This is a genomic window from Lutibacter sp. B1, from assembly GCF_012524075.1.
Classification (GTDB): domain Bacteria; phylum Bacteroidota; class Bacteroidia; order Flavobacteriales; family Flavobacteriaceae; genus Lutibacter.
In genome coordinates, this window is record NZ_JAAZUI010000006.1 from 85,045 (window position 1) to 101,945 (window position 16,901).

The window sequence follows — 16,901 nt, forward strand, 5'->3', positions numbered from 1 at the left end:
AAAAGCCGAACTCAATGTTCGGTTTTTTTATTCTATTCAAAAATTAATAAATTCTATATTTTAAACCCAACATAACATTCCCTTTTGGCATTGGCACTAAATTGGTTTCAGTATATTCAGCATTAAAAATATTATTTGCTTTAAGTGAAACTTCGAATTCTTCTTTTAAATTAGCTACAATACTTGCATCAACAACATTATAACTCTCACCATCGGTTCTTTCAACATATTTATAAGAGATATATTGACTTAAAACCGAACTAAACTTAGTACTAAAACCAGAGGTAAATTGATGTTTAATACTATTTAATGAATAACGTGTGTATTCCACATTGTTATCTTTAATATCATCATCAATAAAAGTATATCCAAAATTTAATTTTTGATTGTATTTACCTAAATTAAAATTATATGTAAAGGAAGTTTCAACACCTTGAGTAATTACCTCACTAAAATTTCTTGTTTCCCATTTATCGTCAACATTATCTTTAGTCCAGTCAATTAAATCATCAGATTTTCTATTAAAAGCAGCCACATCAATTTGAAAATTAGTTGAAATATATTTAAATCCTAATTCTTCAGATAATGCTGATTCCGGCTCTAATTCAGAGTTTCCTATTGTTGTTGGACCAACATAATATAGATCTGTAAAAGTTGGCACACGATAGGTATATCCTATATTTCCATATAACTTTATTTTATCGGAAAACTTATAGCCAATATCTAATCCCGGGAATGCTTTTGTGTCAAAATCAGAATAATAACCAATAGCTATACCGGGAGTTATATCTAACTTATTATTAAGTAATTCCAGGCGATGTTCTAAAAACCCTGTAATTGCAGTTCTATTGTGATTTCCTAAATTATTACTTACTAAAAATACTCTGGAAACATCTAAACCAACACCGGTTTTCCCAAGTTTAGAATTCAAAACAATATTAGTTTCTGCTCCTATTTTATTTGAAATATGTAAATTTCGGTAATATGAAGGTTCATCTCTTATAAGTAAATACGTATCTTGATTTCTTCTCCAATATAACCGTGGCTTTATTATGGCATTTGATAATAAATATTTTGAAGATATAGCAACCAAACTGGTTTGCATTTCTTCATATTGATTTTCATAACTAGGACTGGCATAAAAACCATTTGCACCAAATTTACGTTCAGTATATGTTGAAGTTAAATTGTAATTATTAAAATCTGCTTTTATTAAAGTTGAGAAAGTTGAAAAATCGGTATTAAATCTATACCCATCAGATTCCTGATAATTAACTGAAGCTAAAATACTATTTTCGTTAAGCTTTTGAGTAACTATAATTCCTCCTTTCTTATTTTCATAAGAGCCATAATTTAAATTTAAAGCTAAAGAATTTACTTCAACCTTTTTGGTAATTATATTTATTGCTCCAGTAAAAGCATTTTGACCATAAATACGAGCTGCAGGACCTTTAATAATTTCAATTCTTTCTATATTATCAAGTGATAGTATAGCATTCATTGTATGATGTCCTGTTTGAGCATCATCCATTTTAACTCCATCAATTAATAACAAAGTTTGGTCAAAATTACCTCCTCTAATATACAAATCAGACTGCATTCCATCAATTCCTCTTCTTCTTATATCAATTCCTGTAATATTTTGCAACAAATCTGTTGTATTAGTTGCTGCTGATTTAATAATATCATCAGATGTTATAACTGTAATTGTTTTTGAAATTTTTGAAAAAGGTAGTGTAATTCTATTCGATGTTACTAATACTTCTTTTAATTTTATGGTATCATTCTGTGCTTTTACTGATAAATTCAATGTTAATAACACAATAAGTAATTTAAGGCCTAATCTCATTTATTTAAAATCATTTTTAATAAGCCGCAAATCTAAAAAATAAGAATGTAATTTAGGTAGTGTTTGTATAAAAAAAAGCGTTGAACTTAAGTTCAACGCTTTTAATTTTATGCTTCTCCAGCTGGTCCAAAATTCATTGGAATTGGAGGTTGTTCATAGTCTTTTATTTCACCATGACTTTTCTCAAACCTACTTACATTGTCTGCCAAAGCCTTTACCAAGCGTTTTGCATGTTGCGGCGTTAAAATTATTCTTGATTTTACTTTAGCCTTTGGTTGCCCAGGCATAACACTTATAAAATCAATAATAAATTCAGAAACCGAATGGTTAATAATTGCCAAGTTAGAATAAGTTCCTTCAGCAGTTTTATCATCCAATTCAATATTTATTTGCCCTTCGTTTTTAGGTTTTTGATTACTCATAATTATAAATTTGAATCCATTTCTTCTTTAGAACCAACAATAATATTATCGTATATTCTCATTCCTGTACCTGCAGGTATACGTTTACCTACAATTACATTCTCTTTCAATCCTTCTAAATCATCAACTTTACCACTAACTGCAGCTTCATTTAATACTTTAGTAGTTTCCTGGAATGATGCAGCCGAAATAAACGACTTAGTTTGTAATGACGCTCTAGTGATACCTTGTAAAATTTGCTCAGCTGTTGCTGGTTTGGCATCTCTAGCTTCTACTAAAACTTTATCTTCTCTACGTAAAACTGAATTTTCATCACGTAATTGACGAGGAGAAATAATTTGTCCTTCCTTTAAATTTACAGAATCTCCGGCGCTTTCCACAACTTTCATTCCATAAATTTCATCATTTTCTTCAATAAAGTCATTTTTATGAACCAATTGATTTTCTAAGAATAATGTATCTCCAGAATCAATAATTCTAACTTTACGCATCATTTGACGTACTACAACTTCAAAATGCTTATCATTGATTTTTACACCTTGTAAACGGTAAACTTCTTGAATCTCGTTAACTAAATATTCTTGTACTCTTGCAGGTCCTTCAATATTTAATATATCATCTGGCGTAACAGCACCTTCAGATAAAGGCATACCGGCTTTTATAAAGTCGTTTTCCTGAACCAAAATTTGGTTAGAAAGTTTTATTAAATATTTTTTAACTTCACCTAACTTAGACTCAACTATAATTTCTCTATTACCACGCTTAATTTTTCCGAAAGACACAACACCGTCAATTTCAGATACAACCGCTGGGTTTGATGGGTTACGAGCTTCAAATAACTCTGTTACACGTGGTAAACCACCTGTAATATCTCCTGCTTTACCTGATTTACGAGGAATTTTAACAATTACTTTACCAGAAGTAATTTTATCTCCATCTTCAATAATTAAATGAGCTCCTACAGGTAAATTATAAGATCTAATTACATTGTCATTATCATCCTTCAATAATAATGTTGGAATTGTTTTCTTATTTTTAGATTCGATAATAACTTTTTCTTGGAATCCGGTTTGTTCATCAATTTCAACAAGATAATTAACACCTTTTTCAATATTATCAAACTCGATTGTGCCTGCAAATTCAGAAATAATTACACCATTAAAAGGATCCCATTGACAAATTAAATCGTTTCTCTTAAGTTTTTGTCCATCAGCAACAAAAATTGTAGAACCATAAGGAATATTGTTTGTACTTAAAGTAATTCCAGATTTTTCATCAATAATTTTAATTTCAGATGTTCTTGAAATTACAATATCAATATCATTACCATCATTATCCTTACCTTTTACAGTTCTTAAATCTTCAATCACAGCTTTACCTGCAAATTTAGAAATCAAACTGTTATCTTCAGAGATATTACCTGCAACACCACCCACGTGGAACGTTCTTAATGTTAACTGCGTACCCGGCTCTCCAATTGATTGAGCTGCAACAACTCCAACTGCCTCACCAATTTGCACCATTTTTTTACTTGATAAACTTTGTCCGTAACATTTTGCACAAATACCTTTTTTAGCTTCACAAGTCAATGCTGAACGAACTTCTACACTTTCAATCTGAGAATTTTCGATACGTGCAGCAATTTCTCCTGAAATTTCTTGTCCTGAATGTACTAAAACTTCATCTGTTAATGGATCAATTACATCATGTAAAGACACACGCCCTTCAATTCTTTCACTCAAAGTTTCTACAATCTCATCATTCTTTTTAAGTGGTTGTACATTTAAACCTCTTAAAGTACCACAATCATCCTCATTAATAATAACATCTTGAGAAACATCCACTAAACGTCTGGTTAAATATCCTGCATCGGCTGTTTTTAAAGCTGTATCTGCCAAACCTTTACGAGCACCGTGAGTAGAGATAAAGTATTCAAGAATTGATAGTCCTTCTTTAAAGTTCGATAAAATTGGGTTTTCAATAATTTCTCCACCGCCTGCTGTAGATTTTTTTGGTTTTGCCATCAATCCACGCATACCTGTCAACTGTCTAATTTGCTCTTTAGAACCCCTTGCTCCAGAATCTAACATCATAAATACTGAGTTAAATCCTTGTTGGTCTTCACGTAAGCGTTTCATTGAAAGTTCAGTTAAACGGTTGTTAGTAGAACCCCAAATATCAATTACCTGATTGTAACGTTCTTTGTTAGTTAACATACCCATATTATAGTTTGCTATAATAGAGTCAACCTGTTCGTTTGCATCAGCAATCATTTTATGTTTTTCCGGTGGAATAATTATATCACCTAAACTAAATGATAATCCGCCTTGGAATGCAAACTTATATCCCATATCTTTAATATCATCAAGGAATTTACCTGTTGTAGGTACATCAGTAACTTTTAATATTTTACCAATAATATCTCTTAATGATTTTTTATTTAATACCTCATTTATATAACCTGCTTTTTCAGGTACTACTTCATTAAATAAAACTCTACCAACTGTGGTTTCTATTATTTTAGCAACCAATTCACCATCTTCATTAAAATCTTTAGTTCTAACTTTTATACTGGCATTTAAGTCAACCGCTTTTTCATTAAAAGCAATTGTTACTTCTTCAGGTGAATAGAAAGTTAATCCCTCTCCATTTACTTTATGTTCCGGAGTAGATTTACGTTCCTTTGTCATATAGTACAATCCAAGTACCATATCTTGTGAAGGTACTGTAATTGGAGCACCGTTTGCAGGATTCAATATATTATGAGAAGCTAACATTAATAATTGAGCTTCTAAAATTGCCTCTGGTCCTAAAGGTAAATGCACTGCCATTTGGTCACCATCAAAATCGGCATTAAATGCAGTACACACCAATGGGTGTAATTGAATTGCTTTGCCTTCAATTAATTTAGGTTGAAATGCTTGAATACCTAAACGGTGTAATGTAGGAGCACGGTTTAATAGTACTGGATGTCCTTTTAATACATTTTCTAAAATATCCCATACAACCGGTTCTCTTTTATCTATAATTTTCTTTGCAGATTTTACTGTTTTAACAATACCTCTTTCAATTAATTTTCTAATTACAAAAGGTTTGTATAATTCAGCAGCCATATCTTTTGGCAATCCACACTCGTATAATTTTAATTCAGGCCCAACAACAATTACTGAACGTGCAGAATAATCAACACGTTTACCAAGTAAGTTTTGACGGAAACGTCCTTGTTTACCTTTTAATGAATCTGATAATGATTTTAAAGGACGGTTAGATTCTGTTTTTACTGCTGAAGATTTACGCGTGTTGTCAAATAATGAATCAACCGATTCTTGTAACATACGTTTTTCATTACGTAAAATTACTTCAGGAGCTTTAATTTCCATCAATCGTTTTAAACGATTGTTTCTAATAATTACTCTACGATATAAATCATTTAAATCTGAGGTAGCAAATCTACCACCGTCTAATGGAACTAATGGGCGTAATTCTGGTGGTGTTACCGGAATTACCTTCATAATCATCCATTCCGGACGATTTTCTCTATTTTTATTTGCATCTCTAAAAGATTCAACAACGTTTAACCTTTTTAATGCTTCTGTTTTACGTTGCTTAGATGTTTCTGTGTTTGCTTTATGACGAAGTTCATATGATAATTCATCTAAATCTAAACGATTAAATAAATCAATTAAACACTCAGCTCCCATTTTAGCAATAAATTTTTCTGGGTCAGAGTCATCTAAATATTGATTTTCAACCGGGAACGTTTCAAGAATATCCAAATATTCTTCTTCTGTTAAGAAATCCATTTTTTGTAATGGTTCTCCTTCTGCATTTTTAGCTCCTGCTGGTTGAATTACTACGTAACGCTCGTAGTAAATAATCATATCTAATTTTTTTGATGGTAAACCTAAAAGGTATCCCATTTTATTTGGTAATGATTTAAAATACCAAATATGAGCAACAGGTACAACTAAATTAATATGTCCTACTCTATCTCTACGTACTTTTTTCTCTGTTACTTCTACACCACAACGGTCGCAAACTATACCTTTATAACGAATTCTTTTGTATTTACCACAGGCACATTCATAATCTTTTATAGGTCCAAAAATTCGCTCACAAAACAATCCATCTCTTTCAGGTTTATGAGTTCGGTAATTTATAGTTTCCGGTTTTAAAACTTCTCCGTTTGATTTCTCAAGAATTGCTTCTGGAGATGCTAAACCTATTGAAATTTTATTAAATTTTTTTACAGTGTATTTATCGGTTTTTCTTGCCATAATAATATTGATGGATTCGAATTTAAAAATGTAAAAATATATTTATCGAAAGGAGATTTCTCTCCTTTCGATTTTTTTAATTGTTATTCCTCTAATCTAACGTCTAATCCAAGACCTCTAAGTTCATGCATTAATACGTTAAATGATTCTGGTAATCCTGGTTCAGGCATTTCATCACCTTTCACAATAGATTCGTATGTTTTTGCTCTTCCTAAAACATCATCAGATTTTACTGTTAATATTTCACGTAAGGTACTTGATGCACCATAAGCTTCAAGAGCCCAAACCTCCATCTCACCAAAACGTTGACCACCAAATTGTGCTTTACCACCTAATGGTTGTTGAGTAATTAATGAGTAAGGACCTATAGAACGAGCGTGCATTTTGTCGTCAATCATATGTCCTAATTTAATCATATAAATTACACCAACTGTTGCAGGCTGATCAAAACGTTGTCCGGTTCCACCATCATATAAATAAGTATGTCCAAATTCAGGTACACCTGCTTCATTAGTCAATTTAGTAATTTGATCAATAGTTGCACCATCAAAAATAGGTGTTGCAAACTTCTTGTCAAGTTTTTGACCGGCCCAACCTAATACGGTTTCATATATCTGACCAATATTCATACGAGAAGGTACACCTAGTGGATTCAATACAATATCTACAGGAGTTCCATCTTCTAAAAACGGCATATCTTCTTGACGAACTATACGAGCAACAATACCTTTGTTTCCGTGTCGTCCAGCCATTTTATCTCCAACTTTTAATTTACGTTTTTTAGCAATATAAATTTTAGCTAATTTTAAAATCCCTGCAGGTAATTCATCTCCAACCGAAATAGTAAATTTTTCACGTCTTAATGACCCTTGTAAATCGTTTACTTTAATTTTATAGTTATGAATTAACTCAGCAACAAGAACATTAAGATGATCATCAGTAGTCCAAACACCTTTAGTTAAATAACTAAAATCAGGTACAGCATTTAACATTTTTAATGTAAACTTTTTACCTTTTTGAAGAATTTCCTCTCCAAGATCGTTCATAACACCTTGCGATGTTTTTCCACTAATTAGTGTAAACAATTTCTCAATTAATTCGGAGCGTAATTCTTCAAATTTCGCAGTAAACTTACTTTCCAGATTAGCGATACTTACTTTATCTTTTGCTCTCTTAGACTTGTCTTTTACAGCGCGTTCGAATAATTTTTTATCAATAACAACTCCTCTTAATGAAGGTGAAGCTTTCAATGATGCATCTTTTACATCACCGGCTTTATCTCCAAAAATTGCTCTTAATAATTTTTCTTCTGGTGTTGGGTCAGATTCACCTTTAGGTGTAATTTTACCAATTAATATATCACCTGGTTTCACTTCAGCACCAATACGAATCATTCCATTTTCATCTAAATCTTTAGTAGCTTCTTCTGAAACATTTGGTATATCGTTTGTTAATTCTTCAGCACCCAGTTTAGTATCTCTAACTTCAAGAGAATATTCATCAATATGAATTGATGTAAATATATCTTCTCTTACCACTTTTTCAGAAATTACAATCGCATCCTCAAAATTATATCCTTTCCAAGGCATAAAAGCAACTTTCATATTTCTACCTAAAGCTAATTCTCCACTTTGAGTTGCATAGCCTTCACAAAGTACTTGACCTTCTTCAACTCTATCACCTTTTTTTACAATTGGTTTTAGGTTTATTGAAGTTCCTTGATTTGTTTTTCTAAATTTAATTAAGTCATATGTTTTACTATCTCCATCAAAACTCACCATTCTTTCTTCATCAGTTCTATCATACTTAATTATAATGGTGTTTGCATCAACATATTCAACAACTCCTGCTCCTTCTGCATTCATCAAAATACGTGAATCTTTTGCAACTCTACGTTCTAAACCTGTACCTACAATTGGAGACTCTGGTCGTAACAAAGGTACTGCCTGACGCATCATGTTTGATCCCATTAATGCACGGTTTGCATCATCATGCTCTAAGAAAGGTATTAATGATGCTGATATAGATGCTATTTGATTAGGAGCTACATCCATATAATTGACATTTGTAGGTTCAACTACAGGATAATCTGCTTCTTCACGAACAATAACTCTATCACTTGTAAAATTACCTTCATTATCCAAAGGAAGATTCGACTGAGCAAATTTCATTCCTTCTTCTTCTTCAGCACTTAAATATTTTGGTTCATCAGTAATATTAACTTTACCTTCTGTAACTTCTCGATATGGTGTTTCAATAAATCCTAAGTTATTAACTTTTGCAAAAACTGCTAATGAAGATATCAAACCAATGTTTGGACCCTCTGGAGTTTCAATAGGACATAAACGACCGTAGTGAGTGTAGTGAACGTCACGAACCTCAAAACCTGCTCTTTCTCTTGATAGACCCCCTGGTCCTAATGCAGATAATCTACGCTTATGGGTAATCTCTGCTAATGGATTTGTTTGATCCATAAATTGAGATAACTGATTGGTTCCAAAGAATGAGTTTATTACAGATGACAATGTTTTAGCATTAATCAAATCAATAGGTGTAAACACTTCATTATCACGAACATTCATACGTTCACGAATGGTACGAGCCATACGAGATAAACCAACACCAAATTGACTTGCTAATTGTTCACCTACTGTACGTACACGACGGTTAGATAAGTGGTCAATATCATCAACTTCAGCTTTTGAGTTAACTAACTTTATCAAGTTTTTGATAATAGTTATAATATCTTCTTTTGTTAAAACTTTTTCGTCAATACTAACATTTAAGTTTAATTTTTTATTCATTCTGTAACGTCCAACTTCACCTAAGTTATAACGTTGTTCAGAAAAGAATAATTTATCAATAATACCTTTTGCGGTTTCAAAATCTGGCGGTTCAGCATTACGCAACTGTCTGTAAATATGTTCAACAGCCTCTTTTTCAGAGTTTGTTGGATCTTTTTGCAGGGTATTATGAATTATGGCATAATCTGCCATTTGATTATCTTCTTTATGAAGTAAAATAGTTTTTGAACCAGATTCTACAATTTCTTCTATTTGATCTTTTTCTAAAATTGTATCACGGTCAAGTATAATCTCGTTTCTTTCTATAGATACTACTTCTCCAGTATCTTCATCAACAAAATCTTCAAACCATGTTTTTAATACACGTGCAGCTAATTTTCTTCCTAAATATTTTTTTAGCCCACTTTTTGAAACTTTAATCTCTTCTGCAAGATTAAATATTTCAAGAATATCTTTATCTCTTTCATAACCTATTGCTCTAAATAATGTGGTTACAGGTAATTTTTTCTTTCTATCAATATAAGCATACATTACTTGATTGATATCTGTAGCAAATTCAATCCAAGAACCTTTAAAAGGAATTACTCTGGCTGAATATAATTTTGTTCCATTTGCATGGAACGATTGCCCAAAGAACACACCCGGAGAACGGTGTAGTTGAGATACTACAACTCTCTCTGCACCATTAATTACAAAAGTACCGCTATGTGTCATATAAGGAATTGTACCTAGATAAACATCTTGTACTATTGTTTCAAAATCTTCATGTTCCGGATCGGTACAATAAAGTTTTAAACGAGCTTTTAAAGGAACACTATATGTTAATCCTCTTTCAATACATTCTTGAATTGTATATCTTGGTGGGTCAACAAAGTAATCTAAAAACTCAAGTACAAATTGATTTCTAGTATCAGTAATTGGGAAGTTGTCGAGGAAGGTTTTATATAATCCTTCGGTACTTCGTTCGTCAGCTTTGGTTTTTAATTGGAAAAAATCTTGAAACGATTTTACTTGAATATCTAAAAAATCAGGATATTCAGTTATTAATTTAGCTGATGCAAAGTTTATTCTTTCGGTGAATTTTTTTGTGGCCAATGGACAAAAACTTTAGGTTAAAAAAACTATTAAAATATAAGAACGAATATATACGCAAAATGGTTTAGGTCTAAGGATTGTACCCAGACCTAAACCTAAAATTGTTTTAGATATTAAAGCTTACTTAAGCTCAACCTCTGCTCCAGCTTCTTCTAATGAAGCTTTTAATCCTTCTGCTTCGTCTTTAGAAATTCCTTCTTTTATTGGTGCTGGTGCGCTATCTACAATACCTTTAGCTTCTTTTAATCCTAAACCAGTTAATTCTTTAACTAATTTAACAACTGCTAATTTAGATGCTCCTGCTGCTTTTAAAATCACATCAAATTCTGATTTTTCTTCTTCTGCTTCTGCTGCTGCAGCTGGACCTGCAACTGCTACTGCTGCTGCAGCTGGTTCAATACCATATTCTTCTTTTAAAATATTAGCTAACTCGTTTACTTCTTTAACTGTTAAGTTAACAAGTTGTTCTGCGAAATCTTTTAAATCTGCCATTTCTCTTTGTTTAAATTTTATTATTTAGTTTATTAGTGCACTTAATTATTTCTCTGATAATGTTTTAAGAATACCGCTTAATTTATTACCTCCAGACTGTAATGCTGAAACAACATTTTTAGCTGGTGATTGTAATAAAGTAATAACATCTCCAATAAGCTCTTCTTTAGATTTTATATTTACTAAAGCATCTAATTGGTCATCACCAATATAAATTGCCTCTTCAACATAAGCTCCTTTTAATAAAGGTTTCTTAGATTTTTTACGAAATTCTTTAATTAATTTTGCTGGAGCATTCCCTGTTTCTGAAAACATTAAAGAAGTATTTCCTTTTAATGTTGTTGGTAATTCTCCAAAATCTTTATCAGATTTTTTCATTGCTTTTTCAAGCAATGTATTTTTAACAACTGCTAGTTTGATATTTGCTTTAAAACACGCTCTACGTAAATTAGATGTTTCTAATGCATTTAATCCTGATATATCTGCTAAATAGATAATACTACCATCAGTTAACTGCGTTGTTAAAGCTTCTATTACTTGTGATTTTTCTTCTCTCGTCATAATTACTAAGTTTTAACTTTAATTAAACTGATTTTGTATCTACACCTATTCCAGGACTCATTGTACTAGATAAGTAAATACTTTTAATATATGTTCCTTTTGCAGCAGTTGGCTTTAATTTTATTAAAGTCTGTATTAATTCATTTGCATTTTCAGCAATTTTATTAACGTCAAATGATGCTTTTCCAATTGCAGCATGTACTATTCCTGTTTTATCAACTCTAAAGTCAATTTTACCAGCTTTTACATCTTGAACTGCTTTTGCTACATCCATAGTTACCGTACCTGTTTTTGGGTTTGGCATTAAACCTCTTGGCCCTAAAATACGACCTAAAGGACCTAATTTACCCATAACACTAGGCATTGTAATAATTACGTCAACATCTGTCCAACCTTCTTTAATTTTTTGAAGGTATTCATCTAATCCAACATAATCAGCTCCTGCTTCTTTAGCATCTGCTTCTTTATCTGGAGTTACTAATGCTAATACTTTAACATCTTTTCCTGTTCCGTGTGGTAATGTAACCACCCCTCTAACCATTTGATTAGCTTTACGAGGATCTACTCCCAACCTAACAGCTATATCAATAGATGCATCAAAATTTACATTAGTAATTTCTTTTACTAAAGCAGAAGCATCTTTTAAAGAATATGCTTGATTTTTATCAACCTTAGCATGTGCTTCCTTTTGCTTTTTAGTTAATTTTGCCATTTTTAAATAACTGTTTTATTGTTTTACTGGAGCTTCTCCACTCACTTTAATACCCATTGATCTTGCTGTACCTGCCATCATTAACATAGCAGATTCGATAGTAAATGCATTCAAATCTGGCATTTTATCTTCAGCAATTGCTCTCAATTGATCCCAAGTTACTGTAGCTACTTTCTTACGGTTTGGTTCAGATGAACCTTTTTTTACTTTAGCTGCTTCTAAAATTTGAACAGCGGCTGGAGGAGTTTTTACAACAAATTCGAAAGATTTATCTTTATAAACAGTAATTGCTACTGGTAAAACCTTTCCTTGTTTATCTTGAGTTCTTGCATTAAATTGCTTACAGAACTCCATAATATTAACTCCGGCAGCACCTAAAGCAGGTCCAACTGGTGGTGATGGGTTTGCAGCACCTCCACGTACTTGTAATTTTACTACCTTACTTACTTCTTTTGCCATTTTTTAATCTTAAATTAGATATTACACATAAATTGGAAGCAAACATGTAATATCATTTATTATATATGTAACAATTATGAAATCTTTTCTACTTGCATATAACTTAGTTCTAATGGTGTTTTTCTTCCAAAAATCTTAACCATAACTTCAAGTTTACGCTTTTCTTCATTTATCTTTTCTATAGTACCGTCAAAACCATTAAAAGGTCCATCAATTACTTTTACTGTTTCGCCAATTACATAAGGAATAGCAACATTATCATTCTGTACTGATAATTCATCAACCTTACCTAACATTCTGTTGATTTCTGACTTTCTCATTGGCACAGGATCTCCTCCCTTAACTTCACCTAAAAAACCAATAACCCCTGGAATTGCTTTAATTATATGAGGTAATTCGCCACTTAAATTGGCTTCAATCATAACATAACCCGGAAAATAAACACGTTCTTTATGTATTTTTTTTCCGTTACGTACTTGAATAACTTTTTCTGTAGGCACCAATACTCTATCAACATAATCAGTCATACCTAAACGAGCTATTTCATTTTCAATATAAGTTTTAACCTTATTTTCTTGACCTCCAATAGCCCTAACAACATACCATTTTTTTACAGAATCAGTCATATACTTTAATTAAAATAGTTTAAAATATTCACTTAAACCTGTTTGAAAAACTTTATCTACCAAAAAAACTGCTAATGCAAATAATACAGTAAATACAGCAACAACTACCGTAGATTTTTGTGCTTCTTCCCAAGAAATCCAAGATACTTTATTACGCAACTCTTCAAATGAGTCTTTTATATATTTAACTAAATTCATTTTTTCAAATTTTGCACGGGTGGAGAGACTCGAACTCCCGACACCTGGTTTTGGAGACCAGTGCTCTACCAACTGAGCTACACCCGTAAAGACAAGGTGCTCCTCTAAATAAGAAGCACCTATTTTATTATATTATTAGGTGTAAATTAGTCTAACAATTCAGTTACCTGACCAGCACCTACTGTTCTACCACCTTCACGAATTGCAAAACGCAAACCTGCATTTAATGCAATTGGCTGATGTAAATCAACAGTAATTGTTAAGTTATCACCTGGCATTACCATTTCAACTCCTTCAGGTAAGTTAATAGTACCTGTTACGTCAGTTGTACGTACATAGAACTGTGGACGGTAATTGTTATGGAATGGTGTATGACGACCACCCTCTTCTTTTTTAAGAATATAAACCTCAGCTTTAAATTTAGCATGTGGAGTAATAGAACCCGGCTTACAGATTACCATACCTCTTTTAATATCAGTTTTATCAATACCTCTTAATAAAAGACCTACGTTATCTCCTGCTTCACCTCTATCTAATATTTTACGGAACATTTCAACCCCAGTAATAGTAGAAGTTAATTTTTCAGCACCCATACCAATAATATCTACAGCATCACCTGTATTAGCAACACCAGTTTCAATACGTCCTGTAGCTACAGTACCACGACCAGTAATTGAGAATACGTCTTCTACCGGCATTAAGAATGGTTTGTCAACATCACGTTGTGGTAATTCAATCCAAGTATCCACAGCATCCATTAATTCCATTATTTTTTCCATCCATTTAGGTTCTTTATTTAAACCACCTAAAGCAGATCCTTGAATTACAGGTGTATTATCTCCATCATACTCATAGAATGATAATAAATCTCTAATTTCCATTTCTACCAATTCTAATAGCTCTTCATCATCAACCATATCCACTTTATTCATGAATACAACTAATCTAGGAATACCTACTTGACGACCTAATAAGATATGCTCTCTAGTTTGTGGCATTGGACCATCTGTTGCAGCAACAACAATAATAGCTCCGTCCATTTGAGCAGCACCAGTTACCATATTCTTAACATAATCCGCGTGACCTGGACAGTCAACATGAGCATAGTGACGATTAGCTGTTTGATATTCAACGTGAGCAGTATTAATTGTAATACCTCTTTCTTTCTCCTCTGGAGCATTATCTATTTGATCAAAGTCTTTTATTTCTGAAAGACCTTTCTCTGCTAATACAACTGTAATAGCTGCAGTTAAAGTTGTTTTACCGTGGTCTACGTGTCCAATAGTACCAATATTTAAGTGTGGTTTGGAACGATCAAAGATTTCTTTTGCCATGATTATTTAATTTTAATTTTTAAATCTTAGTTATATATAGTGTTAAATTCAATTCTATTTTGAGCCAATGACGGGAATTGAACCCGTGACCTCTTCCTTACCAAGGAAACGCTCTACCCCTGAGCTACACCGGCCAAAAAAAAGAGCGGGAGACCGGGCTCGAACCGGCGACAGTCAGCTTGGAAGGCTGAAGCTCTACCAACTGAGCTACTCCCGCAATATTTTTTTCAATTCCTCGTTAATTTACATTTCTATAAATTAAATTTGTGGTGAGAGGAGGATTCGAACCTCCGAAGCTTGCGCAGCAGATTTACAGTCTGCCCTCGTTGGCCACTTGAGTATCTCACCATTGTTTCAAAGATCTGAGCCGATAGAGGGACTCGAACCCACGACCTGCTGATTACAAATCAGCTGCTCTAGCCAGCTGAGCTACATCGGCAATTTGCTCCACAAAAGAAGCCCGCTATTTCTAACGGACTGCAAATGTATTAAAGTTTTTATTTTTATACAAAACTTTTTTAAGTATTTTTTATTTTTATTTTGCTCTTACTTTTTCTTTTGTTTTAGTTAGTTGTCTTTTTAATGAATCTACAGCCAACATTACACCTTCTTCAAATGTTTTACACTGCTTTTTTACTACCATTTCGTTACCCGGTACATTAATTTTTACATCAACCAATTTATTTTCCTTTTCGCTTGTTTGTTGAACCTTCAAAAACACTTCAGAATCAACTATTTTGTCATAATATTTTTCTAAACCATTTACTTTTTTCTCAATAAATTCAATAAGACCTTTGTCTGCATTAAAATTAACAGATTGCACAAATACTTTCATAATAAATTAGTTTTTTCGGCTCCTTGGGTGAGCTTGGTTATATACTTCTTTTAATTTACCCAAACTACTATGGGTATAAACTTGAGTTGACGCTAAACTAGAATGCCCAAGTAATTCTTTAACGGAGTTTAAATCTGCGCCTTCGTTCAATAAATGAGTCGCAAAAGAATGCCTAATAACATGGGGACTCTTTTTAACTTTTGACGACACTGTACTAAAATAATTATTTATTACTCTATAAACAAGTGTATCGTACATTTTTTTACCTTTTTTTGTAAGTAATAAATATGGTTGATTAGTTTGTATATCAACCCTGTTTCTAATATATATTTTTAAAGTTGATTGAACCGATTTTAATAACGGTATGTATCTTTCTTTATTTCGTTTTCCTAAAACTTTAATTGTTTCATTTCCAAAATCTACATCTATTAATTTAATATTGATTAATTCACTTCTACGCATTCCTGTTGAATATAGTAACTCAACAATTAATTTATTTCTTATGGTTTCAAAGTTACTTTCTTCTTCAATTATATTTAATACACTTAATATTTCTTTTTCAGAAAAAGGAACTTGAACCTGTTTTGCTACTTTTAAAGCTTTATGTTTAGCTAATGGACTTACATCAATCTGCTTTGTTTTTTGCAAAAACTTATAGAACGATTTTAATGAAGATACTTTTCTGTTTATTGAACGGTTTGAAATATTTAAATTAACCAAACTTACTATCCAACTTCTAACTTGAGAATAATTTACGCCTACAATACTTTGATTATTATATTCGTTATTACAAAATTCTTGAAATGAAATTAAATCATTTTTATAAGCAATTGCTGTATGCTTAGAATATTTTTTTTCTAGTACTAGGTAATCTAAAAAAGAATTTATAGGCATAAAAAAACCGTTAGTATACAAACTTACGAATTGTTATTTGTAATTACTAACGGCTAAATTGTTTTTGGCTAAAAATTAACCTTGCTCTTCTTCTGTTCTTAATTTTTGAACATACTGAGCTTTTATATTTTGTGCACGCTTTGAAACTGAAGGTTTTGTGAATTGTTTACGGTCACGTAAAGTCTTCATTGTTTTTGTACGATCGAATTTTCTTTTGTAACGTTTTAACGCTCTATCAATGTTTTCTCCGTCTTTAACTGGTATAATTAACATATTTTAGCACCTCCTTTCAAACTGTTCTATTTTTAAATTTGGACTGCAAAGATACAAATTTATTGATTAT

General features: G+C 31.9%; 14 protein-coding genes and 5 tRNA genes. All 19 read right to left on the reverse strand.

All coding sequences use genetic code 11. The annotated features are described in order from the left end of the window. Nucleotides 1–43 precede the first annotated feature (43 nt). A complete protein-coding gene (locus HGB55_RS05010) occupies nucleotides 44–1,849 on the reverse strand; it encodes a TonB-dependent siderophore receptor (protein ID WP_168815264.1) in 1,806 nt (601 codons plus the stop codon). 107 nt (nucleotides 1,850–1,956) lie between these two features. Then, nucleotides 1,957–2,271, reverse strand: a complete 315-nt coding sequence (locus tag HGB55_RS05015) for a DUF3467 domain-containing protein (protein ID WP_168815265.1) — start codon at nucleotides 2,269–2,271, stop codon at nucleotides 1,957–1,959. A 2-nt stretch (nucleotides 2,272–2,273) separates the two neighbouring features. Next, the gene (rpoC, locus tag HGB55_RS05020; protein WP_168815266.1) at nucleotides 2,274–6,548 is read right to left on the reverse strand and encodes a DNA-directed RNA polymerase subunit beta'; all 4,275 of its coding nucleotides are present in this window, start codon (nucleotides 6,546–6,548) and stop codon (nucleotides 2,274–2,276) included. An 83-nt stretch (nucleotides 6,549–6,631) separates the two neighbouring features. Next, complete coding sequence (gene rpoB, locus HGB55_RS05025; RefSeq protein WP_168815267.1) at nucleotides 6,632–10,447, reverse strand: DNA-directed RNA polymerase subunit beta; 3,816 nt, start codon at nucleotides 10,445–10,447, stop codon at nucleotides 6,632–6,634. Nucleotides 10,448–10,567: 120 nt separating this feature from the next. Further along, entirely contained in the window at nucleotides 10,568–10,939 is a 372-nt protein-coding gene (gene rplL / locus HGB55_RS05030) for a 50S ribosomal protein L7/L12 (protein WP_168815268.1), read from the reverse strand. A gap of 45 nt (nucleotides 10,940–10,984) precedes the next feature. Continuing rightward, a complete protein-coding gene (rplJ, locus tag HGB55_RS05035) occupies nucleotides 10,985–11,500 on the reverse strand; it encodes a 50S ribosomal protein L10 (protein WP_168815269.1) in 516 nt (171 codons plus the stop codon). Nucleotides 11,501–11,522: 22 nt separating this feature from the next. Next, on the reverse strand, nucleotides 11,523–12,212 hold the full coding sequence (gene rplA / locus HGB55_RS05040; RefSeq protein WP_168815270.1) for a 50S ribosomal protein L1: 690 nt from the start codon (nucleotides 12,210–12,212) through the stop codon (nucleotides 11,523–11,525). Nucleotides 12,213–12,227: 15 nt separating this feature from the next. Beyond that, on the reverse strand, nucleotides 12,228–12,671 hold the full coding sequence (gene rplK / locus HGB55_RS05045) for a 50S ribosomal protein L11 (RefSeq protein WP_168815272.1): 444 nt from the start codon (nucleotides 12,669–12,671) through the stop codon (nucleotides 12,228–12,230). Between the two features lie 74 nt (nucleotides 12,672–12,745). Next, nucleotides 12,746–13,297 carry a transcription termination/antitermination protein NusG gene (gene nusG, locus HGB55_RS05050; protein WP_168815274.1) on the reverse strand — a complete coding sequence of 184 codons (552 nt, stop codon included), beginning with the start codon at nucleotides 13,295–13,297 and terminating at the stop codon, nucleotides 12,746–12,748. Between the two features lie 9 nt (nucleotides 13,298–13,306). Beyond that, the gene (secE, locus tag HGB55_RS05055) at nucleotides 13,307–13,495 is read right to left on the reverse strand and encodes a preprotein translocase subunit SecE (protein WP_168815276.1); all 189 of its coding nucleotides are present in this window, start codon (nucleotides 13,493–13,495) and stop codon (nucleotides 13,307–13,309) included. A 14-nt stretch (nucleotides 13,496–13,509) separates the two neighbouring features. Beyond that, a tRNA-Trp gene (locus HGB55_RS05060) sits at nucleotides 13,510–13,582 on the reverse strand. A 59-nt stretch (nucleotides 13,583–13,641) separates the two neighbouring features. Beyond that, the gene (gene tuf / locus HGB55_RS05065) at nucleotides 13,642–14,829 is read right to left on the reverse strand and encodes an elongation factor Tu (protein ID WP_168815279.1); all 1,188 of its coding nucleotides are present in this window, start codon (nucleotides 14,827–14,829) and stop codon (nucleotides 13,642–13,644) included. A 62-nt stretch (nucleotides 14,830–14,891) separates the two neighbouring features. Then, nucleotides 14,892–14,963 (reverse strand) — tRNA-Thr (locus HGB55_RS05070). Between the two features lie 10 nt (nucleotides 14,964–14,973). Continuing rightward, nucleotides 14,974–15,046, reverse strand: a tRNA-Gly gene (locus tag HGB55_RS05075). 50 nt (nucleotides 15,047–15,096) lie between these two features. Then, nucleotides 15,097–15,177 (reverse strand) — tRNA-Tyr (locus tag HGB55_RS05080). Nucleotides 15,178–15,194: 17 nt separating this feature from the next. Continuing rightward, nucleotides 15,195–15,268 (reverse strand) — tRNA-Thr (locus tag HGB55_RS05085). A gap of 96 nt (nucleotides 15,269–15,364) precedes the next feature. Next, nucleotides 15,365–15,664 (reverse strand): ribosome hibernation-promoting factor, HPF/YfiA family, encoded by a 300-nt coding sequence (gene hpf / locus HGB55_RS05090; protein ID WP_168815281.1) that lies wholly within the window; start codon nucleotides 15,662–15,664, stop codon nucleotides 15,365–15,367. Nucleotides 15,665–15,670: 6 nt separating this feature from the next. Then, nucleotides 15,671–16,558 (reverse strand): tyrosine-type recombinase/integrase, encoded by an 888-nt coding sequence (locus HGB55_RS05095; RefSeq protein WP_168815283.1) that lies wholly within the window; start codon nucleotides 16,556–16,558, stop codon nucleotides 15,671–15,673. Between the two features lie 75 nt (nucleotides 16,559–16,633). Continuing rightward, nucleotides 16,634–16,831 carry a 30S ribosomal protein S21 gene (rpsU, locus tag HGB55_RS05100; protein WP_168815285.1) on the reverse strand — a complete coding sequence of 66 codons (198 nt, stop codon included), beginning with the start codon at nucleotides 16,829–16,831 and terminating at the stop codon, nucleotides 16,634–16,636. Nucleotides 16,832–16,901: the final 70 nt, after the last annotated feature.